The organism is Flavobacterium sp. KS-LB2 (assembly GCF_036895565.1).
Classification (GTDB): Bacteria; Bacteroidota; Bacteroidia; order Flavobacteriales; family Flavobacteriaceae; genus Flavobacterium.
Window position 1 is genome coordinate 3,111,121 of sequence record NZ_CP145904.1, and the last position, 25,644, is coordinate 3,136,764.

At 33.4% G+C, this 25,644-nt stretch carries 24 protein-coding genes, 1 tRNA gene and 1 pseudogene; 12 read left to right on the forward strand and 14 right to left on the reverse strand.

The window, feature by feature from the left end; genetic code table 11:
• Positions 1 to 55 precede the first annotated feature (55 nt).
• Positions 56 to 466, forward strand: coding sequence for a lipocalin family protein (locus V5J73_RS13310; RefSeq protein WP_338646468.1), 411 nt, complete (start codon positions 56 to 58; stop codon positions 464 to 466).
• Positions 467 to 668: 202 nt separating this feature from the next.
• Positions 669 to 1,382 (forward strand): hypothetical protein, encoded by a 714-nt coding sequence (locus tag V5J73_RS13315; protein WP_338646469.1) that lies wholly within the window; start codon positions 669 to 671, stop codon positions 1,380 to 1,382.
• Positions 1,383 to 1,458: 76 nt separating this feature from the next.
• On the opposite strand, the gene V5J73_RS13320 is transcribed toward V5J73_RS13315, so the two are convergent.
• The 7 genes from V5J73_RS13320 to V5J73_RS13350 all read right to left on the reverse strand — a co-directional run bounded on the left by V5J73_RS13320 (position 1,459) and on the right by V5J73_RS13350 (position 9,207).
• Positions 1,459 to 4,296, reverse strand: coding sequence for a type I restriction endonuclease subunit R (locus V5J73_RS13320; protein ID WP_338646470.1), 2,838 nt, complete (start codon positions 4,294 to 4,296; stop codon positions 1,459 to 1,461).
• A gap of 140 nt (positions 4,297 to 4,436) precedes the next feature.
• Positions 4,437 to 4,976, reverse strand: coding sequence for a hypothetical protein (locus tag V5J73_RS13325; protein ID WP_338646471.1), 540 nt, complete (start codon positions 4,974 to 4,976; stop codon positions 4,437 to 4,439).
• Entirely contained in the window at positions 4,966 to 5,655 is a 690-nt protein-coding gene (locus V5J73_RS13330; RefSeq protein ID WP_131480014.1) for a DUF3800 domain-containing protein, read from the reverse strand. The genes V5J73_RS13325 and V5J73_RS13330 overlap by 11 nt, the downstream gene beginning before the upstream one ends.
• A gap of 136 nt (positions 5,656 to 5,791) precedes the next feature.
• Complete coding sequence (locus V5J73_RS13335; protein ID WP_338646472.1) at positions 5,792 to 5,983, reverse strand: hypothetical protein; 192 nt, start codon at positions 5,981 to 5,983, stop codon at positions 5,792 to 5,794.
• 11 nt (positions 5,984 to 5,994) lie between these two features.
• Positions 5,995 to 7,185, reverse strand: a complete 1,191-nt coding sequence (locus V5J73_RS13340) for a restriction endonuclease subunit S (protein ID WP_338646473.1) — start codon at positions 7,183 to 7,185, stop codon at positions 5,995 to 5,997.
• A gap of 1 nt (position 7,186) precedes the next feature.
• Entirely contained in the window at positions 7,187 to 8,779 is a 1,593-nt protein-coding gene (locus tag V5J73_RS13345) for a type I restriction-modification system subunit M (protein WP_338646474.1), read from the reverse strand.
• Positions 8,780 to 9,125: 346 nt separating this feature from the next.
• Positions 9,126 to 9,207 (reverse strand) — tRNA-Leu (locus V5J73_RS13350).
• 108 nt (positions 9,208 to 9,315) lie between these two features.
• Between V5J73_RS13350 and V5J73_RS13355 the strand changes: the two genes are divergently transcribed.
• The 6 genes and pseudogenes from V5J73_RS13355 (at position 9,316) to V5J73_RS13380 (ending at position 14,732) form a co-directional block, all read left to right on the forward strand.
• The gene (locus V5J73_RS13355) at positions 9,316 to 10,704 is read left to right on the forward strand and encodes a dipeptidase (protein ID WP_338646475.1); all 1,389 of its coding nucleotides are present in this window, start codon (positions 9,316 to 9,318) and stop codon (positions 10,702 to 10,704) included.
• Positions 10,705 to 10,947: 243 nt separating this feature from the next.
• A complete protein-coding gene (locus V5J73_RS13360; protein ID WP_338646476.1) occupies positions 10,948 to 11,373 on the forward strand; it encodes a hypothetical protein in 426 nt (141 codons plus the stop codon).
• A gap of 9 nt (positions 11,374 to 11,382) precedes the next feature.
• Positions 11,383 to 11,757, forward strand: coding sequence for a BlaI/MecI/CopY family transcriptional regulator (locus tag V5J73_RS13365; protein WP_121363828.1), 375 nt, complete (start codon positions 11,383 to 11,385; stop codon positions 11,755 to 11,757).
• On the forward strand, positions 11,754 to 13,115 hold the full coding sequence (locus V5J73_RS13370; protein WP_338646477.1) for a M56 family metallopeptidase: 1,362 nt from the start codon (positions 11,754 to 11,756) through the stop codon (positions 13,113 to 13,115). Before V5J73_RS13365 ends, V5J73_RS13370 begins: the two co-directional genes overlap by 4 nt.
• A 37-nt stretch (positions 13,116 to 13,152) precedes the next feature.
• Positions 13,153 to 13,272 (forward strand): annotated as a pseudogene (locus V5J73_RS13375) (BlaI/MecI/CopY family transcriptional regulator); the annotation flags it as partial.
• Positions 13,269 to 14,732 (forward strand): energy transducer TonB, encoded by a 1,464-nt coding sequence (locus tag V5J73_RS13380; protein WP_338646478.1) that lies wholly within the window; start codon positions 13,269 to 13,271, stop codon positions 14,730 to 14,732. The pseudogene V5J73_RS13375 and the gene V5J73_RS13380, both read left to right, overlap by 4 nt.
• A 212-nt stretch (positions 14,733 to 14,944) precedes the next feature.
• Here V5J73_RS13380 and V5J73_RS13385 read toward each other — a convergent pair whose 3' ends face one another.
• Entirely contained in the window at positions 14,945 to 15,472 is a 528-nt protein-coding gene (locus V5J73_RS13385) for a hypothetical protein (protein ID WP_338646479.1), read from the reverse strand.
• A gap of 400 nt (positions 15,473 to 15,872) precedes the next feature.
• Positions 15,873 to 17,243 carry a saccharopine dehydrogenase family protein gene (locus V5J73_RS13390; protein WP_338646480.1) on the reverse strand — a complete coding sequence of 457 codons (1,371 nt, stop codon included), beginning with the start codon at positions 17,241 to 17,243 and terminating at the stop codon, positions 15,873 to 15,875.
• A 180-nt stretch (positions 17,244 to 17,423) separates the two neighbouring features.
• Between V5J73_RS13390 and V5J73_RS13395 the strand changes: the two genes are divergently transcribed.
• From V5J73_RS13395 to V5J73_RS13405, 3 genes are all read left to right on the forward strand, one after another.
• The gene (locus V5J73_RS13395) at positions 17,424 to 17,816 is read left to right on the forward strand and encodes a DUF423 domain-containing protein (protein ID WP_338646481.1); all 393 of its coding nucleotides are present in this window, start codon (positions 17,424 to 17,426) and stop codon (positions 17,814 to 17,816) included.
• 74 nt (positions 17,817 to 17,890) lie between these two features.
• Positions 17,891 to 19,492 (forward strand): phosphoenolpyruvate carboxykinase (ATP), encoded by a 1,602-nt coding sequence (pckA, locus tag V5J73_RS13400; protein WP_338646482.1) that lies wholly within the window; start codon positions 17,891 to 17,893, stop codon positions 19,490 to 19,492.
• Between the two features lie 154 nt (positions 19,493 to 19,646).
• Positions 19,647 to 20,747 carry a DUF4407 domain-containing protein gene (locus V5J73_RS13405; RefSeq protein WP_338646483.1) on the forward strand — a complete coding sequence of 367 codons (1,101 nt, stop codon included), beginning with the start codon at positions 19,647 to 19,649 and terminating at the stop codon, positions 20,745 to 20,747.
• Between the two features lie 82 nt (positions 20,748 to 20,829).
• Here V5J73_RS13405 and V5J73_RS13410 read toward each other — a convergent pair whose 3' ends face one another.
• From V5J73_RS13410 to ruvC, 5 genes are all read right to left on the reverse strand, one after another.
• Positions 20,830 to 21,540 carry a PH domain-containing protein gene (locus V5J73_RS13410; RefSeq protein ID WP_338646484.1) on the reverse strand — a complete coding sequence of 237 codons (711 nt, stop codon included), beginning with the start codon at positions 21,538 to 21,540 and terminating at the stop codon, positions 20,830 to 20,832.
• 70 nt (positions 21,541 to 21,610) lie between these two features.
• Positions 21,611 to 21,982 carry an MmcQ/YjbR family DNA-binding protein gene (locus tag V5J73_RS13415; protein WP_338646485.1) on the reverse strand — a complete coding sequence of 124 codons (372 nt, stop codon included), beginning with the start codon at positions 21,980 to 21,982 and terminating at the stop codon, positions 21,611 to 21,613.
• A gap of 9 nt (positions 21,983 to 21,991) precedes the next feature.
• Entirely contained in the window at positions 21,992 to 22,777 is a 786-nt protein-coding gene (locus V5J73_RS13420; RefSeq protein ID WP_338646486.1) for a cyclase family protein, read from the reverse strand.
• A gap of 92 nt (positions 22,778 to 22,869) precedes the next feature.
• Positions 22,870 to 24,024, reverse strand: a complete 1,155-nt coding sequence (hemW, locus tag V5J73_RS13425) for a radical SAM family heme chaperone HemW (protein WP_338646488.1) — start codon at positions 24,022 to 24,024, stop codon at positions 22,870 to 22,872.
• 64 nt (positions 24,025 to 24,088) lie between these two features.
• Positions 24,089 to 24,643, reverse strand: coding sequence for a crossover junction endodeoxyribonuclease RuvC (gene ruvC, locus V5J73_RS13430; RefSeq protein ID WP_338646489.1), 555 nt, complete (start codon positions 24,641 to 24,643; stop codon positions 24,089 to 24,091).
• 23 nt (positions 24,644 to 24,666) lie between these two features.
• On the opposite strand from ruvC, the gene V5J73_RS13435 reads away from it, so the two are divergent.
• Positions 24,667 to 25,641, forward strand: coding sequence for a hypothetical protein (locus V5J73_RS13435; RefSeq protein WP_338646490.1), 975 nt, complete (start codon positions 24,667 to 24,669; stop codon positions 25,639 to 25,641).
• Positions 25,642 to 25,644: the final 3 nt, after the last annotated feature.

Genomic DNA, 25,644 nt, shown 5'->3' on the forward strand with positions numbered 1-25,644 from the left:
ATTCCATTTCGACGCCTTTAAACTTCGAGTGAAGTAATCGGAAAAATTATAAACTATGAAAAAAAAATTTATTTTAGCAATCGTTACAATTTTGAGTATTGTAAGTTACTCTTGTTCAAAAGATGATAACGATAACACACAAAATGCTGATTTGATTATTGGAAAATGGAATGGTGTTTCGAGTACATTTAATGGGACCAACTCTGGTGTTCCTGATAATACTCCTATTACATTTACTTCAGACAATAAAGTTTCCTTTACTTATTTAGGCCAAGGAAATAATGGTCAGGATTTTAACGAAAATGGAACTTGGCAGAAAACAGGAAATACATTAAAAATAACTTGGGATTCTGCAGACCCAGGATTAGAGGTTGCAACGTTTACTATAACGGAATTAACTTCTAGTTCACTTAAATGGCAATCAACTGTTGATGGAAAAATCTTAACTGAAAACTTTATTAGATAAGAGAAACTAGCTACAACAGCAATAACAAGAAATGGCAAATTAAGTGGCTACATCACATATACGTTTCGCAAGAAATTTAGTGCTAGCCGAAAAATATCGGTTACGAACATTGTCACTTCTTTTAGCTGCGGGAACTTTGACTGCTTGTTATTACTGATTGAAAAAAGTGTAATTATATTTGTTTAATTTAGAGGACAGTAATATGACTAAAGATGTTTTGACTTTTATTTTCTTTTTATTTCCTTTATTTTTCATAACCTCATTATTTGTTTTTTTCTTAAGTTATCTTGTAAAATCTTGTGATGTTTTTATCACTTATCGAATAAGAAGTTTTATTAAAAGAGAAGAAATTCATGGTGTCTATTATACAGAAACACTTTCAGACAAAAAAAGATTTTATTTCCTTCCCTTAATTGTATTTAGTTGTTTAGTCGTTTATCATTATATTGTTTTTAGAAAAATATTAAAAATAGATTATATTTTTCTTGATGATTTTAAATATAATTTTTGCGTTGTTTTTTGTGTTATTGTGTTTATTATAGCAAGTGTTAAGACTTCATTATTTGAAGGTATAAATACAGATAAAATGATTGCTGTGTTTATTGCTTCTTATTTTATGATATTTGGATATTATACAATTTCCGAACACATAGAATACGATAGAAAAAGATATAGGAAAACAGAAAACTCAATATCGGAGGAGAAATTAAAAGCATCCAAAATTGAAAGTGCTGATTTGCAAATAAAGATTTATGAAATAGAAGAAAAAACTAAAAATTTAGAGGTCGCATTAGACGATTTGTATAGTGAAATAAGTGATGTAAGCATTGAAAATTACGATAGTAGTATGCAAAACGTTCATTCAAAATTGAGCGATGTGGAGGGTAAATTGAATGAATTAAAAAGCGATTTTTGAAATGAAAAAACAATAGCATTGCTTGTATTAATTTTCTACTTTCTGTAGATACCTTCATAATTCAGTACTGAAAGTATTAATCATTAAAAAAGGTGTCGATAAAATTCAAGAACTTACTCAAAATAGTATCTCCAACTTTTGCTCTTTGTAAAATAGAGGGTTGATTTTCCAGTACTTCCACTACTTCTTGTTTGCTAGGGATTCGTTGGGTAAATAAAAAATCTTCGGTTAGTTTTTTAAGTTTGTCCGCATTCAATTTTTCATCGGCTACAAACTTGTTAAAAGCTTTCTCCTGCTCTTCAATCATAAAAGCAGTATAACCCTCTTCAATAGACATATCATCTAGTGCCGGCAAGTTTTCTTCAATGAAACGTTCTATCAATTCTCGTTTGCTACGTAGTTTAACATCACCCGCAACAAGATCTAATATTTCCTTTTGTCTGCGTTCTTTTTCCGCTGGGTTTGTTGCTTTTAACTTGGCTAACAATCCTAAAATATAGGTTACTGTAATATCATCGCGATGAATCAACTCCAGTTCAAAATCGACTTCGTTAAGTATGGAGGTTTTTTCTTTTTTACCTTTATCTGATAACTCTAAGTATTTGGATTTATAATTTTCAAATTCTTGTTCGCCTAAAGCAATATCATCAAATTTGAAATCTACAAATGAAGCAATTATGTTTTTTAACCTAATGATTTCACGAAATGCTTTTACAAATTCCAGTTCTTCATCTTCGGTATATAAATCATCAACCGATTCGAAAGTTGGAGTAATTGCTATTAAACTAGCATAGGCTTCATTAATTTCTTGAACGTAACTTTCGTATGGTTTTAAAATGATTATTTCTTTGGCCTTTTTATCTGAAAATAAAGCAATAGCATCATCAGTGGCTTTCTTCAGATTTCTAAAAACAACAATATTTCCCTGTGATTTTTTATCACCCAAAATTCTGTTGGTTCTGGAATAGGCTTGAATTAAACCATGGTACTTTAAATTTTTATCTACAAACAAAGTATTCAATGATTTACTATCAAATCCTGTGAGGAACATATTAACCACAAACAAAATATCTACTTGTTTGGTACGTACTCGTTGTGCTATGTCCTTGTAATAATTATAAAAGGACTGACTGTCTTTTGTAGTCCAACTGGTTTTAAATGTTTTATTATATTCTTCAATATAACTTTCGAGTTTATCTCTTTTATGATAGGCATTATATACCTCTTCCCTTTCTGCTACTTCATTAAAATCTTTACTATCATAATCGTCTGTGTCACTAATCATTTCGTCATTGGCACCGAAACTGAAAATTGTAGCCATATTTAAATCATGCTTGCCTTCCTGTTTTAGTTTGAGGAACAAATCATAATACTTAATCAACATATCTACGCTACTCACGCAAAACATAGCCGTAAAGGTTTTGTTCTGTGTTTTAATTGGATGCTGCTGAATAATATAATTAGTAATTTTTTCGATACGATCTTTGCTTTCTAACAATTCTTGGGTGTCTATCGCCTCGACTTCAATGTCAATTTCGTTTTGAGAATTCGCACGCTCTTTATACTTCCCTACATACTCAACAGAGAAACGCAATACATTTTCATCTTTTATCGCATCGGTAATGACATAACTATGCAATTGCTCACCAAATAAGCTTGCAGTTGTTTGGTTTTGCTTGTTTTTAGACGAGGCATTTTCAGCAAAAATAGGTGTACCGGTAAACCCAAACATTTGATAGTTTTCAAAATATTGGGTAATCTTTTTATGCGTGTCTCCAAATTGAGAGCGGTGGCATTCATCAAAAATAAAAACTATCTTTTTATTTTTGAGATCATCCATTGTTTTAAGATGGTGTTCTCTCGTAATAGCATTGTATAATTTTTGAATCGTCGTAACAATCAACTTACTATTGCCGTCTTTAAACTGACGTACTAAATTGGCCGTGTTATTGGTTGGATCAATACAATCGGGTTTAAAGGCATTGAATTCTTTGGCGGTTTGGTAATCTAAATCTTGTCTGTCTACACAAAAAACTACCTTATCTACCTTTGGTAATTGGGATAATATTTGACTGGCTTTGAACGACGTTAAGGTTTTACCCGATCCTGTAGTGTGCCATATATAACCGTTGTGATTGCTATTTTTTACCTTATCAATAATGCGTTCTACGGCATTAAATTGATACGGACGTAATACCATCAACATTTTATCAGAATCGTGCAATACAGTGTATTTCGTGATCATTTTAGACAAATGACATTTCTCTAAAAAGGTATTAGCGAAATCCTCTAGTTTAGAAATACGTTTGTTATTTTCGTCGGTCCAAAAGAAGGTTTGTTTGTAATCCGGTTTTTTGTTTCCAAAATTGCTGAAGTATTTAGTGTTTACTCCGTTACTGATTACAAATAACTGCACATAATTAAACAGACCTGTATTGGCTGAAAAAGAATGTTTTTGGTAGCGGTTGATTTGGTTGTAGGCTTCTTTCAGTTCTAAACCTGTTTTCTTTAATTCTATTTGCACCAAGGGCAAACCATTAATTAAAATCGTTACATCATAACGGTTTTTATAGGTTCCTTCAACCGTGATTTGATTAGTTACTTGGTACTCATTCTGACACCAAAAATCCATATTTAAGAACTCCACATAAACCAGTTCGTTATTATCATTTTTGAAAGCAAACTTATCGCGAAGCAATAAAGCTTTTTCAAAAACATTATTAGACTTGGTTAAATGATTCAGTATCTGCTTAAAATCATTATCCGAAAATACTTTTTTATTGTGTTTTTCTAATTGCTTTTTGAGATTGACTAGTAAATCATTTTCATCTTTAATAGTTACTTTATCGTACCCATTAGCTGCTAACTGATTGACTATGTTTTGTTCTAAAATTAATTCGGATTGTGATGTCATTTATAAAAAATGTTAATAACTTAGTTAATATGTTTAAAACTATGGCTTTATTTTTATATATTTGCACTGTTCATTCTACCACACTAGGAGAATTGAATTACGAAATCCGATACGCCCCGATGTGTACCGGATTTTGCGGTTTAATACACTTTATCAAGCCTATTTTTATACTTATTCTTTATCATATTTAAACCTCCATATTTCTTTTCTAAATAATAAGCGGTAATAAAATAATAATCTTGCCCACTTCTCTGTGGTTCTAAAATGATAATATAATTCTCCTGAACATTATGGATATAAGTACGAATTACATCTTTATTTTTCACTCTATTATTAGCACTAAAAACTTGTATTTCATCTGGAATTTTATTCTCTACGTGAGGTAATATCCAATGCAATCTTTTTGATCGTTCAAAATCAAAGCAATCTCTAGTTTTGATTATTTTACCTTTGTTATCCGTTTCATTTTCTGTTTTATAGGTAAGATGTTTAAATAAAGATTCTACATCAATTACATCTTCTTTTTTTAAAGGTCTTATAATTTTTGCGTTAAAATTAAAATTATCATTATCAGCAATATCTCGATCAAAAATAGCTTTTAAGGAAACTCTTCTGTCGTATTCATTGAGATGATTTAATTCAAGTAATGCTTTGTACCTTTTTATATAATTAGTTGCCATTTTTCAAATCGATAAAAAATAAATTGAATTTTGTTTCAGCTTCTTTTGTTTGCATTGTTAATGGTTTGCAGCGCAATTTTTCAATTTTTTCAATAATATTATTTTTGGCAGTTACTTTATTTAAACCTCTTAATTTATAATTGATAGCTCCCATTAGAACATCAGAAAGTTGCATTAATTCACTTTCATAGGAACGGATAATTTGTAAATTTCTAATATTATTATAATCTCTTTCTAGGTATTTTTTCAAGCTTCTTGCCTTGACGTAAGAATTTGTATCTTTTATATCTAAATAAATATTGTAGTGAAAATCTGGATATATTTTTTTGTTGAGCAATTGATAGTACATCTTATCATAAAACGTATTATGATCTTGATTGTATTTTTTGTGATTTAATTGCGATTTATCAATAACAATTGCTCTAAAATTTAATTCGTCATTACTAAAAAAATAATCAATTAATTTATTATAAAATGGGTATTGTGACTTTGATATGGAACTCCATTTCATTTCGCCACGATAAAAATGCTCCATTTTCATTTCACGAATATTTTTATTGTGCATTTGCAACAAATGGTAAGGCGTACTTATATATGCTAATATCATATAGGGCTGCCCATCATTTTCTATATGTGTACTTTCGTCACAATAAATATTATATGTTTTTTTTACTTCCATATTTTTAAATAAATGGTTGTTTCATCAATTTTTTTCACTTAACTACATTATTGATTATCATTAATTTGAACCACAACAAAGGCTTTTACTAACAATTAGTTGATGCTTGTAGCATTAATTAAGATTAGGATATCATTTATTCATCCGCATATTTAACCATAGCCTGAGCAAAATGTTTAAAAACTGACAATTTTCCAGAATCTACAGCCAATGAAATTCCTCCTAATGGAAGATATCCTTCTTTAATCTTGTTTAAAACCTCAAATACAAGAAGCTCTTTTGATTCCATTTCTAAAATAATGTAATCGATAATTTTTTTATTTTCCATGGTGGTTTTATTTACACAAACATTTGCTGTAACAACCCTTTTTTATATTCTTGGGTGTCTTGTATTTGATTGGATACTAACTCTATTTTTTCATCAATTGCCGAAAGGAAATTAGCGATTTTGGTTTGTTCTTCAATTGATGGTAATAAAATATCTAAATTTCTTATTATACCTAATGATAGAAACTTTTGTGTTCCACCAACATTCTCTTTTTTGAATTGGTTTAGAATTAAACTCGAATTTAAAAAGTGTATTAAAAAACTGTTCTTTAAAACTTGCTTTTCTTTTATTAATGCAACATTTTTAATAGCAAATTCATCAGATTTTAATAATACAGGATTTCCAATTGTACCAATCATTCCAAAAATAATATCACCAATATCTACTTTAGACCTTTTGTTAATTTTATCAAAGTCTATTTGACTAATAAATTCTACATTATTGAAATCAAGTTTTCCATTTGAATTTAGATTTTTTGAAGTAATTAGGGGATATCCATTGTCTACATATTTTGGGCTATCGTGAGTACCATCTCTGACATCACTAACATTACCTAAAACAACATTCTCCCACTCCCCAAAATCCTCTCCATTATCATCTTTAAACCTGATTTCTTGATTGAAGATTTTTTGCATGATGCCTTTTTTGTATTCTTCTAAAAGGGCGCGTTTTTCTTTTAAAAGGTTTAGTTTTTCATCTACTGATGAAAGGAAATTGGCGATGCGGGTTTGTTCATTATTTTCGGGAAAAACGACAAATATATTTGCTAAATCTGTTGAATTTATTGACGGATAATTTGAACCAGTACATTTCTCAATTACTTTATCAACAAATTTTTGATTGTGTAAATATTGAAAAAGAAATTTGGAACTTGCATTTGCTCTTAATTGAGCATATCCTGTTGATGCTACATAATCTCCATCTTTATCAAAATATAAGTTGTTTTTTTGATATGGCCTAACCATTTGAAATAAAACATCTTCTTTTGCTAAAAGTCGTTGAGCTCTGCTAGGCGCATCATCAAGTAATATTTCATTTTCTTTAGATAACAAGCCATCATTAACACTCTCTAAATCTATGTAAATAAATTTTGTAGGTAGTTTTTTATTTGATGGATTGACTTGACAAGTTTCCTTAAATAATTTTCTATACCAATTTCCATCAAACTCAGGAAACCTTAATTTTGGTTGTAACGTTTCCATACTAAAAAGGAGTTTTAATATTTAACTCTGCACAAAATGATGCAATTGTATTTTCAACTGCTGCCATTTTATTGTCGACTGCTTGTAATTTATCAGCAATGGCGTTAATATCTATACTTTCTGCTTCCTCAAACGTATTTACGTAGCGAGGAATATTTAAATTATAATCGTTGGCTTTTACTTCTTCGAGCGTTGCCACGTTAGAGTATTTGTCTATTATAGTCCTATTTTGGTAGGTTTCAATAATTTTATCAATATCGAATTCACGTAATACATTTTGATTTTTTACTTTTTCAAAATCGTTACTGGCATCAATAAACAATATGTTTTCGGGCGTTTCTTTGCATTTCTTTAAAACCAAAATACAGGTTGGAATACTCGTGCCATAAAACAAGTTAGACGGCAAACCAATAATGGCATCAATGTAGTTGCAATCTTCAATTAAATATTTCCTGATATGTCCTTCGGCAGCACCTCGGAACAATACGCCATGCGGCGCAATACACGCCATAATACCACTATCGTCTAACTGATGCACCATGTGTTGGATAAAAGCAAAATCAGCTTTGGTTCCTGGTGCCAGTCTGCCGTATTGCGAGAATCGCTCGTCATTGGTAAAAATAGGATTTGCAGACCACTTTGCCGAGAAAGGAGGATTAGCTACAATGGCATCAAACTTAAAATCTAAGTGTTGTGGTTTTTCGAGCGTGTCTTCGTTTTTAATATCGAACTTATGATAATTGACATCGTGTAAAATCATGTTCATTCGCGCTAAGTTGTAAGTCGTACGGTTTTGTTCTTGTCCGTAAAAATGCCCTACTTCTTCTACTTCACGCGCTACACGAAGCAACAGCGATCCGCTACCACATGTTGGGTCATAAACTGATTTTAACTTGCTTTTGCGAGTAGTCACAATTTTCGCCAAGATACTCGATACTTGTTGCGGCGTGTAAAACTCACCTGCTTTTTGTCCGGCACCTTCTGCAAATTTTGCAATCAAATACTCATACGCATCACCCAAAACATCACCTTCGGTATTATCAAGATCAAAATCAATTTCGTCAAGGGCCGTAAGTATTTTTACAATGACATCGTTACGGTCTTTAGTCGTACGACCAATTTTAGTAGAGTTTAAATCAATATCATAGAATAAGTTGTCAAAATCGTCTTGACTCTCAGAACCCATGGTACTTTTTTCGATAGAATTCAATACATTGGCTAAGTCCTCTAGAATAAAAGTGCTTTGAATTTGCTCTTCATCATCTTGATTAATAACCTTTGCATTTCCTTTTTTGGCTATGTTTGAAAACAGCTCCGAAGGTTTCAGAAAATAACCTAAGGCATCGACAGTGGCTTCTTTTAACGCTTCTAAAATTTCTTTTCCATCAGTACTGTTTTCCTCTATTTCACTAAATCGAATTCCATCCGTTTTCAGAAACTCATTTGCTTTTTTTTCTAATTTTTCCGAAAGGTATTTGTAAAAAATAAAACCTAGTATGTAATCTTGAAATTGATTGGCTGATATTTTACCTCTTAGGATATTGGCAATCGCCCATAATTGGGTTTCTAAGAGTTTCTTTTGTTCGTCTGACATTATTGATTTTTTGTTTAAAGGTCTAAATGTAGGATTTTAAATTATTTATTTCAAGTCAAACTTGATTGTTTAGTTTTTGTGGGACCAAGGATTTATCAATATTGGTACTTATTCAAAAAGAAGGTATGAATGTAATCATGTCATTTTAAGAGTCATCTTTCACTTCTTCATTTTTATTAGGTCAAAAAAGTAAAAATGGTAAAAGAATTTACATGAATGCGACTATACCGTAACCAAATCTTCATAGAAAGAAAACAAAATAAAAATGATTTTTCTATACGGTTGGGCAATGGTTGGGCAGGTTTTAAAATAAAAAACCCTAACTATCTAATAGTTAGGGTTTAAGTGCGGATAATAGGACTCGAACCTACACGCCTTGCGGCACCAGATCCTAAGTCTGGCATGTCTACCAATTTCACCATATCCGCGCAATTGTGGGTGCAAAGATACACTTAACTTCCAATTTTCAAAACAATTTTGATAAAAATTATTCATACTCTTTTTTGTACTTTTGAAATATAAACAAAATTCAAATAATGGAAAATATTAAAGCATACGTTCAAGAACACAAAGACCGCTTTATCAACGAGTTAATCGAATTATTAAAAATCCCATCCGTAAGTGCCGACACCGCATACTCTCACGATGTTTTTGAAACAGCTGATGCCGTAAAAGCCAGTTTAGAAAAAGCAGGCTGCGATTTTGTTGAAATTTGTGATACTCCAGGTTATCCAATCGTATATGGTGAAAAAATCATTGATCCTAACTTGCCTACTGTTTTAGTGTACGGACATTATGATGTACAACCGCCAGACCCAATGGAATTATGGACTTCTCCACCTTTTGAACCCGTAATCAAGAAAACAGAAATTCATCCCGAAGGCGCTATTTTTGCCCGTGGATCTTGTGATGACAAAGGCCAAATGTACATGCACGTAAAAGCATTAGAATATATGGTGCAATCCAATACTTTGCCTTGCAACGTGAAATTCATGATTGAAGGCGAAGAGGAAATTGGTTCTAAAAGTTTGAGTTGGTTTGTAGAACGCAATCAGGAAAAACTAAAAAATGATGTGATTTTAATTTCGGATACCGGAATGATTTCTAATCAGCAACCGTCAATCACAACCGGATTACGTGGGTTGAGTTATGTAGAAGTAGAAGTTACGGGACCAAACCGTGATTTGCATTCTGGATTGTACGGAGGAGCTGTTGCCAATCCTATCAATGTGTTGTCTAAAATGATTGCTTCGCTTCATGATGAAAACAACCACATTACCATTCCCGGTTTCTATGATAATGTAGCAGAATTATCCCTAGAAGAAAGAGCTGAAATGGCCAAAGCACCTTTCAATTTAGACAATTACAAAAAAGCATTGGACCTTAATGATGTTTATGGCGAAAAAGGTTATGTAACTAACGAACGTAACTCCATTCGACCAACACTAGATGTCAACGGAATTTGGGGTGGTTACACCGGAGAAGGTGCTAAAACCGTTATTGCCAGCAAAGCTTTCGCTAAAATCTCGATGCGTTTGGTTCCAAATCAAGATTGGGAGGAAATCACCGAACTTTTCACAAAACACTTCACAAGCCTTGCTCCTGCTGGCGTTACCGTAAAAGTAAAACCGCATCATGGCGGACAAGGTTACGTAACCCCAATAGACAGTATTGGCTACAAAGCCGCAAATATGGCATACACCGAAACCTTTGGCGTTCCCGCAATTCCGGTGCGTTCAGGAGGAAGTATTCCTATCGTAGCGTTATTCGAAAAAGAACTGAAAAGCAAGACTATTCTAATGGGATTTGGTCTGGACAGCGATGCCATTCACTCGCCAAACGAACATTTCGGGATCTTCAATTACCTAAAAGGAATTGAAACTATCCCGTTGTTTTATAAATATTTTGTGGAGTTATCAAAATAAATTCCTTTCATTAAATACTATATCCGCTCTAAACAGGGCGGATTTTTTTTGGGCGTTCCCCGCCGAAAATAGCGGGTCAGGCTGTCCGTTCTCAATCTTTTTATTTTTTAAAACAAAAAAATAAAAAGGATTTCCACTCCCATCCTTAACGCAAACCGCTGACTACCAAAATATTTTTCTCTAAAAACTTGTTTATTTGATTTTATATTCTACATTTGTAGAGCAATGTTTTAATCTGTAGAAATGAAAAATCAAAACCAGTATTCAATCATCATCATTCTTTTGTGCATAAGCCTCACTAGCTGCAAAATTAATCAAACCAAAAACGGATTAAAAACTGGCAAATGGATCCAAACGGAAAAATTCATGAATATCGAATCCAGCGCAACAGGAAGATACAAAAAAGGAGAAAAAATTGGAACTTGGAAAGAGTATATCAGCGATCGATTAACTACAAAAGAAAAGTATAAAAAAAATAGTTGCCACATCATCAAATATCACAATACAGGAAAAATTCAACAAATAGGCGCTTCTAATAAAGCAATTATAAATTCAAAAATAGAATGGCTGCCCACAGGAGAATGGACATTTTATGACTCCGAAGGAGTTTTACTGGGAACCAAAATTTATGAAAAAGGATTACCCATTCAAGAAATTTACACCAAATAAAAAATAACTATGCAACAACTAACGAACGCAGAAGAACAAGTAATGGAACACCTTTGGAAACTCGAGAAAGCCTTCATGAAAGACTTACTTGAAGCCTATCCAAAACCAAAACCCGCAACCACCACGATTGCTACTTTATTGAAAAGAATGATTGACAAGCAATTTGTCGCCTACAACGAATTTGGGAACTCACGGGAATATTATCCTTTGGTCAAGAAAACCGATTATTTCTCGAAACACGTCAACGGATTGATTAGTAATTTTTTCAACAATTCGGCATCACAATTCGCCTCTTTCTTTACCACCGAAACTAATTTATCGCAAACGGAACTGGAAGATCTTAAGAAAATAATAGACAGTGAAATTCTAAAAAAGAAAAAATGAGCGACTTTCTAATCAAATCGACAATTACTTTATTCGTGCTACTGGCAGTGTATTATCTCTTTTTGGAAAAAGAAAAAATTCACGTTTTCAATAGGTTTTACTTGTTGTTCAGCCTTGTTTTTTCAATGGTAATTCCATTTATAACTATTGAAGTCATTCAGGAAATAGCACAACCTACAGTCAATCCGGGAAATATACAGATACTGCAAGGAAGCGCTGTAATACTGGAGGAAACTAACTATCTGGCAATAGGATTATGGAGTTTATATGGTTTAGTAACACTCGTTTTGGCGTTCCGTTTTTTTAGTAATATCAGTAAGATTTCGTCTAAAATGAAATCAAATACACCAATTGATTATAAGAATGCTAAATTGATTTTGGTTCCCGAAAAAACGTTGCCGCATACTTTCCTGAATGCAATTTTCATTAACGAAACGGAATACAACAACCGTGAAATTGAAGCTGAATTGTACACACACGAACTCACGCATGTAACCCAAAAACACACTTTGGATATTTTATTCATTGAACTATTGAAAACCGTTTTTTGGTTCAACCCTATTTTTATTTTTTACAAAAAAGCAATACAACTCAACCACGAATTTCTTGCCGATGAGAATGTAGTGACCTCCTATAACAACGTTCCGTTCTACCAATCTTTGTTACTCTCAAAGACAAACGCGAACCCAACTTTTTACTTGGCCAGTAATTTGAATTATTTAATAACTAAAAAACGATTACTCATGATGACAAAAACCACATCAAACTCAAAATCAATTGCGAAGAAAATCATTTTGATTCCGGTTCTATCCGGACTATTTTTCCTGTTTTGTTTCAAAACTATTGCTCAAGTAAAAAATACTGCACAAGTTACCACCAAAACTAAACTTACAGCAACCAACGATTCCCGAAAAGATGAATACTACGCTGGAGTAAGAGTGGTCATTCACGACCTTGTAAAAAACAAGAAAATTGACACCAAATATGAAGACTTAAGTGAAGAGTACAAGAAAAAAGCTTTTTTATATGTTCCAACTGCTCTTGAAAAAAAATCACCAACAATTCAAGAATTAGAAGGCTTTAAAAATTCTAAAAAATACGCCATTTGGATTGATGGGGTTCACCAAAACAATAAATCGTTAAACAACTTTAAACCGACTGATATTGCTTTTTTTCAAGGAAGTAGCGTTTCAAAAAATGCTAGAAGCAAAAAATTCCCGCAAGCCTTTCAATATAATTTTTACACACATAATTATTTTGATAAAAATTTAAAAAACTCGCATAAGAAATTCTCCGGAGAGAAAGTAGAAGTTACACTTTCAAATAATAAAAATGTCAGACCTATAAGAACCAAATAGTTAAAGAATCAATTGATTTACAAAAGCCAAATTTATGTTTCCTGAATCAGCTTCGCAATTTGCTTCTTTCTTTACTAAAGAAACGAATTTGTCTCAAACGGAACTGGAAGATCTCAAGAAAATAATCGACAGTGAAATTCTAAAAAAGAAAAAATGAGCGACTTTCTAATCAAATCGACAATTACTTTATTCGTGCTACTGGCAGTGTATTATTTGTTTTTGGAAAAAGAAAAAATACACATTTTCAATAGGTTTTATTTGTTGTTCAGTCTTGTTTTCTCGATGGTAATTCCATTTATAACTATTGAAGTGATTCAGGAAATAGCACAACCTACAGTCAATGCGGGAAATATCCAGATACTGCAAGGAAGCACAGTAATACTGGAGGAAACTAACTATCTGGAAATAGGATTATGGAGCTTGTATGCTCTAGTAACACTCGTTTTGGCGATACGCTTTTTCAGTAATATCAGTAAGATTTCTTCTAAAATGAAGTCGAATACACCAATTGATTATAAGAATGCCAAATTGATTTTGGTGCCCGAAAAAACGTTGCCGCATACTTTCCTGAATACGATTTTCATAAACGAGACGGAATACAACAACCGTCAAATTGAAGCTGAACTGTACACACACGAACTTACGCATGTAACCCAAAAACATACTTTGGATATTTTATTCATCGAACTATTGAAAACCGTTTTTTGGTTCAACCCTATTTTTATTTTTTACAAAAAAGCCATACAACTCAACCACGAATTTCTTGCTGATGAGAAAGTAGTGACCTTCTATAACAATGTTCCGTTCTACCAATCTTTATTACTATCGAAAGCGAACGAGAACCAAACTTTTTACTTGGCCAGTAATTTGAATTATTTAATAACTAAAAAACGATTACTTATGATGACAAAAACCACATCAAAAACAGAAGCTTTATTAAAAAAAGCAATGCTAATTCCTGTAGTAACTGCCTTATTGTTTTTATTGTGTACGAAAGTCGTTGCACAAGAAACCAATGTAAAAAAAGAAACTACTCCTGCGAAACCAGGAAATTTAATTAAAACGTATTACGACAAAACTACTTTTAAAATCAAAGATGAAAAAGGAAAGGTTGCCAGCGAAAAAAAATACAATGAACTAACTCCTGTGGAAAAGAGAGCTATACCTTCTATCCTATCAAAAGAAAAAGAATTGCCTACAAACGAAGAACTTCTGGCAACATTAAGCAAAGGAGCTCCTGAAGTAATTGAAATTGATGCGTACGATTCTAAAAATAAGTTTGTCCAAAAAGGGGAAAATGAAGTCTATAATACTGCTGGAATAACCGAAAAACCAGATTTTCCGGGAGGAATAATGGAATTTTACAAATTTGTAGGTAATAATTTTAAAACTCCAGAACAACCTAACTTAAAAGGAAAAGTATACATCACCTTTGTTATAGAAAAAGACGGCAGTTTAAGCGACATAAAAAACATACGAGATATTGGTTTTGGAACCGGTGAAGAAGCCATCCGTGTTTTGAAAATATGCCCAAAATGGATTCCCGGAAAAATGAACGGTGTCCCTGTGAGAGTAATGTATAGCTTACCAATCACAATTCAATCTGGAAAGGTGTAATTGTAAAAAAAGAAATCCGCTTCAAAAGAAGCGGATTTCTTTTTACTAACTTTTTATGAATTTTGGAAGGTGGGGAATTCGTAAGCTTTTAGTTTTCGGCTTAACGAAAAATTGATGCGAAACGGCAATACCACTAAATTACAACTATATCAAAATGGCTGCTGTGCGATGTTATTCTTTTTTCCAACTTGTGTTTATTCATCTGATATGGACTACAAAAAAAAGTCAGAGCGTTCGTTTCTGATTTCTTTCGACACGTTTTCAATCAATTCAGCACAATCCAAAACAAATTTGTCATTTACTTCAATTAAAGTAGAAACTTCTGCAACATCACCTTCCTCAAAGAAATTTTCTCCAATTAATTTTATTTTGAAAGGTAATTTAGTTGATTGCGAAACTAAAGCATTATAACTTTTCCCCTTTCCGTGTTTCAATACGTTTATAGCGCAAATAAATTCTTCGAAATTATTTTTAAGAGTAATATTTCCAGCTTGAACAAGTATTTTTTTTGCTTCCTCAAAACCATTTCTGCACGATAAGCCTTCTTGTAACATTGATTCGAATAATGAAAACATTCCAACAGCAATAATTACTTTTTGTAACTGAATCGCTTGCAGATTCTTAACGGCAATTGTTGAACCTCCTGTTTGCAGTTCTTCTATAGCTTTAGCACGTGTCTCTTCTAATACGTTTAAAGTAAATACTGTGGTTCTATATATTAAGTCGTCAAATAAGTGCATATTTTCTATTTATAATAACCCATAACTTGTATATAACCAAAACAAAACTTCGTACATACACCTAAATCTCGTTAGATTGACGAAGGTCTGCCTTACCTTGCGTTTTCCAAATATATTAAAATTTTCTTACAATTTAGTAAAAAAACGGTGCGTCAATGGAATGCGTTGCGTGAGGGATGGCAGCGAAAATCCTTTATGTTTTTTAACCTGAATTTATTTCAGGTTAAAAAACATAAAGATTGCAGCGAACAGCCCGACCCGAAGTTGCGAGGAGGAACGACGAAGCAATTTGCAGGGTCACGCCCATACTTTGGCTACGCTCAGGATAAATAAAGAATTTTAAAAAACAAATCCGCTTCAAGAGGAGCGGATTTATCAAACTAAAAATCTAAAAAAACTACTAACTAAACTCTTTATCCGGATTGTATCCTAAATACGGCATGGATTGTTCCTTGAAAACAACACCGTATTCTTCTAATTCTTTCAAAATAGGCTCATAAACTTCTTTACGAATAGGCAATTGCACTCCCGGAGTCGTGATTTTACCATTCAAGATTAATAAGGTCGCCATGGCAACGGGTAAACCTACAGTTTTTGCCATGGCTGTATAGGTTTGATCGTCACCAATGCAAACCATTTTGGAATCTATTTGTTCTTTTTTGCCATTATATTCGTATCCAAATTTGTGATACATGACAATCATATCTTTATCATCTTGCTGAAGCGTCCAACTATCCGTCAATATTTTTTCCAGAATTTGCGCCGGAGTAGCATTTTTCAAACCTACTTTCTTGTTTGGGTTGAACAAATCGAGTTCTAATAATTTGTCCCACATGATATCGTCTTGGTCAATTTTCAGAATCAAACGGGTTTTAATTTCTACAGAATCCGTGGGATGATAGGGCAGGAACGAATTCACAAATTCGCGGTAACTCATGTTCTCCGAATCCTCCATAACGTAACTGTCATCCGTCATTCCTAATTGCACAAACATATTCCACGCTTTCGAGAAACCCACTCTACGAATCGTTCCTCTGTATAACGTAAGCACATTATCTAAGCCATACACACTGCGGTATTTCAACGAATCGCGATTCGAATAACCTTCGAATCGACCATAGCCTTCCACTTGCAAGAACTCGGTTCTGCGAAACAAATTACAGTACGGAATGTATTTATAAGTCCCTTCCTGAATAAACTTGGCAGCGCCACCCTGACCCGCAAGAACTACATTGCGTGGTGCCCAAGTAAATTTATAATTCCAAAGATTCGTATCGGATTCCGGAGCTACAAGTCCACCACAAAAGGATTCGAATAAAATCATTTCACCGCCTTTTTCCTTAATCTCATCAATCACTTTCATGGCACTCATGTGGTCAATGCCTGGATCAAGTCCGATTTCATTCATGAAAATCAGATTATTTTCCTTTGCGGCAGCATCCAATTCCTGCATCGCATCACTCACGTAGGAAGCGGTAACTAAGTGTTTTTTGAAAATAATACAATCTTTGGCCACTTGAATATGCAAATGAGCCGGCAACATCGAGATAACAATATCAGCAATTTGCACCGCTTTTTTTCTTTGATCTTCATCAAAAATATCTAATGCAATTGCCGTTGCATTGGGGTGATTGTTTGTCTTTTTTTGGGCTAAAGCCAAAGACAAATCACCAATAACAAGATGCAGATTCTCTTTTTCAGATTTATTTAAAAGATACTGAATCAAAGATGAAGCTGATCTTCCTGCCCCAATGATTAAAATTGTTCTCATTTTTATATATTTATAACACAAACATACAAAAATGTTGTATTTATAACAACTCGACATTGTTTATTTTGTAATAAATTAAAAAACCGTTTTCAAATATTCAACCTTTCTAGATAAAACTATCGTTGCAAATCCTTTTAAATTCATTAGAGAAGAAATACTTTTGCATCAAAGACAATCAAAATGAACAAAAAGATACTTTCGACGGCAACTATTTTAGGAATGATCGCTATAATTTTAGGAGCTTTTGGCGCACATGCCCTAAAAAAAGTACTCTCTGTGGAGCAATTAGTTACATTTGAAACCGGTGTACGCTATCAAATGTACCATGCATTGTTTTTATTGTTTTTAGGACTACTGAAAGACGTTGCTCAAAAAACAAAAAAAACGATCTATTTTTTAGTGCTTTTTGGAGTAATTTTATTCTCTGGCTCCATTTATCTATTAGCGACAAACGACCTTACTTCTTTTGATTTTAAAATTATCGGATTCGTTACTCCTATTGGCGGACTCCTATTAATACTGGGCTGGAGCGTTTTATTACTGACTATTATGAATAAAAAATCACAAAATTAGAAGAATCAAAGGCTAACTGAAATATAATTTCTACTTTTGCAGTCTATAAAAAGAAACTACACAATAATAAATTTATGGACAATAACACGCTTTTCTCGCAATCGATTTCGTTAAAAGAATTAGGAATTGAAAATGCCAAAATTCATTACCAGTTATCCCCTGAAGAATTACAAGATATAACTATAAAAACAGGTCAAGGAATTGAGACTTCTACTGGAGCATTAGCAGTGAATACAGGAGAATATACTGGACGATCGCCGCAAGACCGTTATATCGTAAAAGACAGTATCAGTGAAAATCAAGTTTGGTGGGGAAAAGTAAACATCCCTTTTGAACCAGCAGCATTTGAAGCTTTATACAACAAGGTTACCGCTTATTTATCAGACAAAGAAATTTACGTTAGAGATTCTTATGTATGCTCTGACCCCAATTATAGATTAAATGTTCGTGTAATCACAGAAACTCCTTGGGCAAATTTATTTTGCTACAACATGTTTTTGAGACCTGAAATGGAAGAATTAGCAAATTTCAACCCAGAATGGACTCTTTTATGCGTACCAAGTTTTATGGCAGATCCAGCAGTAGACGGAACGCGTCAAAGCAATTTCGCCATTCTTGACTTTACAAGAAAAGTTGTTTTAATAGGCGGAACTGGCTATACAGGTGAAATGAAAAAGGGAATTTTCTCTGCTTTGAATTTCATTTTGCCAGTTTTCAAAAATACTTTACCAATGCATTGCAGTGCCAATGTTGGAAAAGATGGTGACACAGCTATTTTCTTTGGATTGTCAGGAACCGGAAAAACTACTTTATCAGCTGATCCAGACCGAAAATTAATTGGTGACGATGAACATGGTTGGACTAATGAAAATACGGTTTTCAACTTTGAAGGCGGTTGCTATGCAAAAGTGATCAATTTATCCGAAGAAAACGAACCAGACATTTTTAGAGCCATAAAAAAAGGAGCAATCCTTGAAAATGTAATCATCAATAACGACACTAATGAAGTTGATTTTGAGGATATTTCTATCACTCAAAATACACGTGTAAGTTACCCTATTTTTCATATTGATAACATACAACCGGGTTCCATTGGGAAAAATCCAAAAAACATATTTTTCTTAACGGCCGATTCATTCGGGATATTACCTCCAATTTCTAAATTAACTCCAGGACAAGCAGCTTATCATTTTATTTCTGGATACACTGCAAAAGTTGCTGGAACTGAAGCTGGAATTACAGAACCTCAGCCTAATTTCTCAGCTTGTTTTGGCGCACCATTTATGCCATTACACCCAACAAAATATGCTGAAATGTTGAGCAAAAAAATGAAAGATGCCAATGTAAAAGTATGGTTAATCAATACAGGTTGGACAGGTGGTCCTTACGGAATAGGAAGCCGAATGAAATTGAAATACACGCGTGCTATGATTACCGCTGCTTTAAACGGAGAATTAGACAATGTAGCTTATGACAACCACAAAGTATTTGGAATTGCAAAACCGCAAACCTGTCCAAATGTTCCAAGTGAAATATTAAATCCGAGAAATACTTGGGAAGACCCAGAACTATACGATATAAAAGCGGTAGAATTAGCTCAAAAATTCAAAGCTAACTTCGCCAAATTTGAAGAATTTGCCAATGCCGAGATTATGGCAGGAGCGCCATTAGCTTAAGTTAATATTAATTCAAAACCAGTAGAGCCGTTCGTAAAGAGCGGCTTTATTTTTTTGCATAAAAATCAGTAAACAAAAACAAATCAACTATTTATACCAAGATTCAGTTTTTGGCGTTAAATTTGCAAACAATCAATCAAAAAATCAATCAATCATGTTCAAACAATTTTTTATCCTTTGCTCCGGAGCTGACAAAGACTTACTTGAAGGCTGTTCCGAAGGCGAACAAACCAAATATGTAGGTATTGGCGCCACTGTATTCTTCACTGCTGTAATGGCTTTCCTTGCTAGTTCGTACGCACTTTTTACCGTCTTTGACAGTATATATTCGGCAATCGCATTTGGTATCGTTTGGAGTTTACTTATCTTTAATTTAGATCGTTTTATTGTCTCTACTATTCGAAAAAGAGACCAATTTGGAAGTGAATTTCTACAAGCTACACCCAGAATTATTTTGGCAGTAATCATTGCTATCGTTATTTCCAAACCATTGGAAATTAAAATCTTTGAAAAAGAAATCAATACTGTTTTACTAAAAGAGAAAAACGCTATGGCTTTAGCCAATAAAAAAGAAGTAGCCAACTATTTCAAATCCGATTTGGATAAAAATAAAATAGAAATCGATAAATTAAAGTCCGAAATCACAAACAAAGAGAAAGAAGTAAATACGCTGTATGAAACCTACATCACTGAAGCCGAAGGAACCGCAGGAACTAAAAAATTAGGCAAAGGTCCCGTTTTTAAAGAAAAAATTGCCAAACATGATTTGGCCAAAAAAGAATTGGACACCTTACAAAAAACCAACTTGGCTAAAATTGCAGTAATGGAGAAAAACACCAAAACGCTGCAAACTGATTTAGACAAGAAAGTTACCGAAACCCAACCTATCATTGATGGATTTGACGGTTTAATGGCACGAATCAATGCCTTGGATAAATTACCGTGGCTGCCTTCGTTTTTTATAATGTTGCTGTTTTTAGCCATTGAAACCTCTCCTATTATTGCTAAACTTTTATCTCCAAAAGGGGAATACGACTATAAATCAGAAGATTTAGAAACGGCTTTAAAAGCAACAATCGAACAAGACAAATACCAGCGCACGTTGTTAGTAAAAACTAGCGCCACGATGCACGATAAAGTCTACGGAGATATTGCTGAGGATAAAAAACTGTATGATTTGCAACGAAAAAATGCTACCGATTTATTAGAATTACAATCCAATAATTTTGTAGAAAAGCAGAAAAGAACGCTGTAGTCTAAATGTTATAAAGCCGAAAGTCCTAAAGTCAAAAGGTACAACTATCTTTTGACTTTAGGACTTTCGGCTTTAAGACTAATTACATATGACTCAAAATTTCTTTTTTGAAAGCGTCGTATTCGCCTTGCAAGATCAATCCGTTGTCCAATAATTTTTTATAATTCTGTAGTTTTTCAAAAAGCTCATCTTGAGATAAATCACTTAACGATTTGTCTTTTGGAGTTGATGGAACGTCTTCGAATTCTTGATTTTCAGCAGTGAAATTGGGTTGTGAAACTGGCATTATTTCAGCAAAACTGGTCACTTCTTCCGTTTCCATTTCTTCAACAATCTCCACTTCTTCTATTGGAGAAACTGGAACTTCATCCATCATTGTTGCGTTTAATACAGACCCAACTTTTAATATATCCAATTGTTCTTTGGCGTAAGTAAAAATCTTTCTCGCTTGAATTTTAGGGATATAATCAATAGAAACTTCCATATTAGTTCTCGTTGTAAAAGAAAACTCAGAACCCAAAATATTTTCTTTCACAAACGTACCTTCTATCTCGTCCCACGTGTAATCAATAAAATTCATAGATAGTCCCAGATTTTTAGGCTGACAGATGATAATTCTTTTATTCGTCATTACAATACTATCAGGCAAAACGGTAATCGCTGGTTTTTTTTGAACAGCAATATATCCTATTTCTTCATTTTTCATCAATAAATCACTCAATTTTGAAGCGATTTTCTCAATAGCTTTTGGGTCTTGTTCTTCGTTTAAAAACTTCTTAAATTGTTCTTTCATATGATATGCTGAATTTATTTCAGTACGAGTTTATATTTTTTTAATCCAAATTTATTCGCAAAAGTAATGCCTAATTTTCTAATTCTTGAATTTCGTTTTGCAATTTCTTTGTTAAACTTTTGAAAACCAATTCATAGGAATGATCAATCAACTCTTTAACAAGCGCATCCGAAACTGATTCATTTACAGCAATTGTATTCCAATGGGTTTTACTCATGTGAAAACCGGGTTGAATGTCATCATATTCAGCACGTAATTCCTCGGCACGCTCTGGATTGCATTTCAAATTGACTGATGGTTGTCCTTTTTCCCATTGACTTAAAGACGATAATGCAAACATTTTTCCGCCTACTTTAAAAACTAAAGTATCTTCATCAAAAGGGAAATGTTCCGTCACTCCTTTTTTAGACAAGCAATATTCGTAGTACGTTTCTAAATTCATTTTTTAAAATTATTTTGATTTCTCATTTAATATAGCATACAAAACAGGCTTGCTCGGACTCGCGTCATTCTCAAAAGATGCGATTTGTAAATTCAGTAAATAAGTGCCGTCTTTCACTTCATCTGAAACAAAAATCATCTCCGTAATCGTACAGTCCAATCGTGCATCAGCATTCAGATTATTAACATCGGTTACATTCCAAAAGGCTTTATGAGCCAGTAATTTTCCATCATCTTTTTCTTTATCCACACTTGGCAAATCAATCAATAAATGCTTAATCCCGCTTTCGCTAATGAAACGCGCAGCATCTTCCTCCAAATATGGCGGATTAGTATTTGAATATTTTAAAGATTTTTTTATTTTAAAATTAGGAAGTGTTCTAATGATTAGGGCTTCTTTTGAAACACCTAATTTCATTGTCACTTCGAGCGCATTCAAAATATTATCCAGTGTAATCACCAAGTCTTCCCCTTGCAATTCCGGCACAACCGAAATCAATTCAGCCAGAAAGAAAAACTGTTTCAACGACTGATTAATGCTGTAAAATTCCCGTGTAATATGACCCAGACATTCAGTGTGAGTTCCATGCCCGTGCGGGTTGAAGAAAATGTTATTGAAATTGGTAGATGATTTTCCTTCCGAAACTTTCCCTATCCAATCCCCAAAAACTACAGGTTCAATTACTGGTTTATCGATATACCAAGCAATTGGGTTTTCATCTGTATTCGTTAAAGGAATCGAAATATCAATGGGTTTTGATAGGTCGACTTTAAAGTTATCAATAGTTGCAATCATAATTATTTAACCACAAAGGGCACTAAGATTATCACCAAGATCACAAAGCATAGTGGGCTTTGCGCCTTCTTTGTGTTCTTAGTGGTTATATGTTATTTCAAATTTAAGTAAAATAAATCTGATGCAATTCCATCTGTCAAAAACTTTCCTTTTGGAGTCGGTTTTAGAATGTTATTTTCGATAAAAACTAAATCATCATTAAGGAATTTTTGAGATTGTTTGTTCAAATATTCCAAATAAATAATTCCAAATTCAGTTTTGATTCTATTCAAAGAAACTCCCCAAATCGTTCGTAAACCAGTCATAACATATTCGTTGTAACGATCCGTAATCGAAAGGATTTCTATTTCATTAGGCAATTTATCTTCTTGAATCGATTTTAAATAAAGGGAATTATTCGACACATTCCAACTTCTCGAAATGCCATCATAACTGTGCGCAGAAGGACCAATTCCAATGTATTTTTTCCCAAGCCAATATGCCGAATTGTTTTTGGAGAAATAGTTTTCCTTCCCAAAATTTGATAATTCGTAATGAATAAAATCATTGGCTTCGAGCGTTTCGACCAAAACAGCAAAATGTTCTTGTGCGACTTCATCTTTAGGCGCTGCAATTTTTCCTGTTTGAATCAGTTTATTCAAAGCCGTTTTTGGCTCTACCGTCAAGGCATAACTAGAAATATGCGGAATCCCAAAAGACAATGCTGTTTCTATATTTTGTTTCCATTTCTCATTGCTCATTCCCGGAATTCCATAGATTAAATCAAGGGAAATATTGTCAAAATACTGAGTTGCTTCTTCCAAACATTTTTTGGCTTCCGCCGAATTATGAGCACGGTTCATCATTTGTAAATCGTCTTCAAAAAAAGACTGGATTCCTATGCTTAATCGATTGATTTTACTTTTAGACAATTCGATTATTCGTTCGCTTGACAAATCATCAGGATTGGCTTCCAGTGTGATTTCGGGATTTTCAATCACAGAATAATTGCTATAAACTGCAGCGATCAAAAAATTAATTTCTTCAGAAGTTAAAACGCTTGGCGTTCCTCCACCAAAATAAATGGTCTCAATTTTATTGTCACTTCGAGCGCCGTCGAGAAGCTCAAACTCGCTTTTACGCATTTGAATTTCTTTGGCAATAGCCAAAACCATCTCTTCTTTCTTCTTCATCGAAGTCGAAAAATGGAAATCGCAGTAATGACACGCCTGCTTGCAAAAAGGGATATGAATGTAGATTCCTGACATAATTAGTGGTCAGTAATCAGTGGTCAGTGGTCAGTTCTGCAAACTGAATACTGATTACTGATTACTATTTTTTAACTCGTTCTTCGTTTTGTTTTACAAAAGCATCCCAACCGGTATAACTTTTAGTGCCAACCACTTTTCCAGAGTTGAAAAAATGACAAACTGCGGCTGCCAATCCATCGGTGGAATCTAGGTTTTTAGGTAATTCTTTCAGCCCTAAAAGTTGCTGAAGCATTTTGGCAACTTGTTCTTTGGTGGCGTTTCCGTTACCGGTAATCGCCATTTTGATTTTCTTTGGTTCGTATTCGGTAATTGGAATATCTCTCGAAAGTCCCGCTGCCATGGCTACGCCTTGCGCACGTCCCAACTTCAGCATCGACTGTACGTTTTTACCAAAAAAAGGGGCTTCGATTGCGATTTCATCAGGATTGTGTGTATCGATTAATTCAATCGTACGCTCAAAAATGATTTTTAGTTTTTGATAGTGATTGTCGTATTTGGACAATTGCAATTCATTCAATTGCAAAAATTCCATTTTTTTATTGACAATTTTTATCAATCCAAAACCCATAATCGTTGTTCCGGGGTCAATTCCTAATATGATGCGTTCGTTTGCCAATTTTAATTTGTTATTTTGCAGTAATGATTACAATTCCACACAAAACTAAGCAATTCCTCGTACTTCTAATCAAACTTTTGATTGTGGGCGGTGCGTTTTATTTTATTTACAATCAATTGGCCAATAACGATAAACTCGATTGGCAGAAATTCATTGTTTTATTCCAAAAAAATCAATCCGTTGGCGGGATTGCATTTATTTTGTTATTGAGTGTATTGAATCGGTTTTTTGAAATCTTGAAATGGCAAAACTTAGTCGAGTTTATCCATAAAATATCTTTGAGCGAAGCAACAAAACAAGTTCTTGGTGCATTGACCGCAGGACTTTTTACGCCAAATGGCGTGGGCGAATATGCCGGAAAAGCCTTGTTTTTTGATAAATCAAACACTAAAAAAGTGATTTTCTTGAACCTGATTTGCAACGGAATCCAAATGATATTGACTGTTATTTTTGGAATTTTCGGGTTGTTGTATTTCAATGCACAATACCATATCATTACTACCCAAACGGTAACACTACTATTTGGAATGCTACTGCTTGTTAGTATCGTTTTATTTTCGATTAAAAAAATCACAATCAAAGGCTATTCTATCGAAAAACTGATTCATAAAATTAATGAAATCCCCAAACGGATTCATCAAAAAAATCTATTTTTTGGGCTATGTCGTTATCTAGTTTTTTCACACCAATACTACTTTTTGTTTCTTGCTTTTGATGTCAATTTACCTTATCTCACTCTTATAGCCGCCATTACTAGTGTTTATTTTCTAGCGTCGTCGTTGCCTACTTTTCAGTTTTTGGACTTTGCCGTCAAAGGAAGTGTAGCAGTGTATTTCTTTGGAATTTTGGGCGTTAACGAATGGATTGTGATTTTCATTTCGACTTTAATGTGGTTTTTGAATGTGGTTTTACCCGTGACAATTGGCACATATTATGTATTGAATTTTAAAGTCCTCTCCCCAACCCTCTCCAAAGAAGAGGGAGACGAAATTTTATAAAAT

Coding starts and splice junctions, on each gene's coding strand:
- V5J73_RS13380 (WP_338646478.1), top strand. CDS start 13,269: ATGAGCGACTTTCTAATCAAATCGACAATTACTTTATTCGTGCTACTG.
- V5J73_RS13335 (WP_338646472.1), bottom strand. CDS start 5,983: ATGGAAAATAAAAAAATTATCGATTACATTATTTTAGAAATGGAATCA.
- V5J73_RS13340 (WP_338646473.1), bottom strand. CDS start 7,185: ATGGAAACGTTACAACCAAAATTAAGGTTTCCTGAGTTTGATGGAAAT.
- hemW (WP_338646488.1), bottom strand. CDS start 24,024: ATGTCAGGAATCTACATTCATATCCCTTTTTGCAAGCAGGCGTGTCAT.
- V5J73_RS13370 (WP_338646477.1), top strand. CDS start 11,754: ATGAGCGACTTTCTAATCAAATCGACAATTACTTTATTCGTGCTACTG.
- V5J73_RS13415 (WP_338646485.1), bottom strand. CDS start 21,982: ATGAATTTAGAAACGTACTACGAATATTGCTTGTCTAAAAAAGGAGTG.
- V5J73_RS13320 (WP_338646470.1), bottom strand. CDS start 4,296: ATGACATCACAATCCGAATTAATTTTAGAACAAAACATAGTCAATCAG.
- V5J73_RS13345 (WP_338646474.1), bottom strand. CDS start 8,779: ATGTCAGACGAACAAAAGAAACTCTTAGAAACCCAATTATGGGCGATT.
- V5J73_RS13395 (WP_338646481.1), top strand. CDS start 17,424: ATGAACAAAAAGATACTTTCGACGGCAACTATTTTAGGAATGATCGCT.
- V5J73_RS13325 (WP_338646471.1), bottom strand. CDS start 4,976: ATGGCAACTAATTATATAAAAAGGTACAAAGCATTACTTGAATTAAAT.
- V5J73_RS13360 (WP_338646476.1), top strand. CDS start 10,948: ATGAAAAATCAAAACCAGTATTCAATCATCATCATTCTTTTGTGCATA.
- V5J73_RS13385 (WP_338646479.1), bottom strand. CDS start 15,472: ATGCACTTATTTGACGACTTAATATATAGAACCACAGTATTTACTTTA.
- V5J73_RS13330 (WP_131480014.1), bottom strand. CDS start 5,655: ATGGAAGTAAAAAAAACATATAATATTTATTGTGACGAAAGTACACAT.
- V5J73_RS13355 (WP_338646475.1), top strand. CDS start 9,316: ATGGAAAATATTAAAGCATACGTTCAAGAACACAAAGACCGCTTTATC.
- V5J73_RS13405 (WP_338646483.1), top strand. CDS start 19,647: ATGTTCAAACAATTTTTTATCCTTTGCTCCGGAGCTGACAAAGACTTA.
- V5J73_RS13420 (WP_338646486.1), bottom strand. CDS start 22,777: ATGATTGCAACTATTGATAACTTTAAAGTCGACCTATCAAAACCCATT.
- pckA (WP_338646482.1), top strand. CDS start 17,891: ATGGACAATAACACGCTTTTCTCGCAATCGATTTCGTTAAAAGAATTA.
- V5J73_RS13410 (WP_338646484.1), bottom strand. CDS start 21,540: ATGAAAGAACAATTTAAGAAGTTTTTAAACGAAGAACAAGACCCAAAA.
- V5J73_RS13310 (WP_338646468.1), top strand. CDS start 56: ATGAAAAAAAAATTTATTTTAGCAATCGTTACAATTTTGAGTATTGTA.
- V5J73_RS13315 (WP_338646469.1), top strand. CDS start 669: ATGACTAAAGATGTTTTGACTTTTATTTTCTTTTTATTTCCTTTATTT.
- V5J73_RS13390 (WP_338646480.1), bottom strand. CDS start 17,243: ATGAGAACAATTTTAATCATTGGGGCAGGAAGATCAGCTTCATCTTTG.
- V5J73_RS13365 (WP_121363828.1), top strand. CDS start 11,383: ATGCAACAACTAACGAACGCAGAAGAACAAGTAATGGAACACCTTTGG.
- V5J73_RS13435 (WP_338646490.1), top strand. CDS start 24,667: ATGATTACAATTCCACACAAAACTAAGCAATTCCTCGTACTTCTAATC.